At 48.6% G+C, this 481-nt stretch carries 1 protein-coding gene; it reads right to left on the reverse strand.

What is annotated here, in order from left to right:
• Positions 1-371: hypothetical protein (locus OH455_RS23250; RefSeq protein ID WP_269982945.1), on the reverse strand; the 371-nt coding region annotated here is incomplete at its 3' end.
• Positions 372-481: the final 110 nt, after the last annotated feature.

The following is a 481-nucleotide window of genomic DNA, read 5'->3' on the forward strand; positions in this document are numbered from 1 at the left end:
CCCGAGTAGCGTAAGGCAGCAAAGCAGGCGTCAGGGACCAGAGTCAGCTCGGTGACTATCATGCCTTTTTCGGTTAAGGTCACCGTTTGTTTTACATCTGGGTTACCAGCAAAATAGCAATACGTCAGACAGCCTCCGGAAAACAATACAACAAGAAGAACACCTGCCCATAGACCGTCTTGTACTGCGATCCACATCATCCATAAGGAAAATAAGCCAAACAACGACCATATAGAAATTGTGCCGTAATCGTTGGGACGCTGTCTTACGAGTTCAAATTGATAGACCACCTTGGCCTCTTGTACCGCTTGCTGCTGGGCTTGCTGATATTCTGGGGTTAGCTCCGGTAACGAATCGACAGACACATACATCAGTGAGGCCCCTCCATTGGTACTGGATACGTTAGACTCAGTGGTCGCATAAGGCTATTCCTCTTTACTCTGGTTTTTTACCAGCTGACTCTGGCTAGGCGCTGGATGGG

It is taken from the genome of Vibrio sp. T11.5 (assembly GCF_027587155.1).
Taxonomy (GTDB): Bacteria; Pseudomonadota; Gammaproteobacteria; order Enterobacterales; family Vibrionaceae; genus Vibrio; species Vibrio neptunius.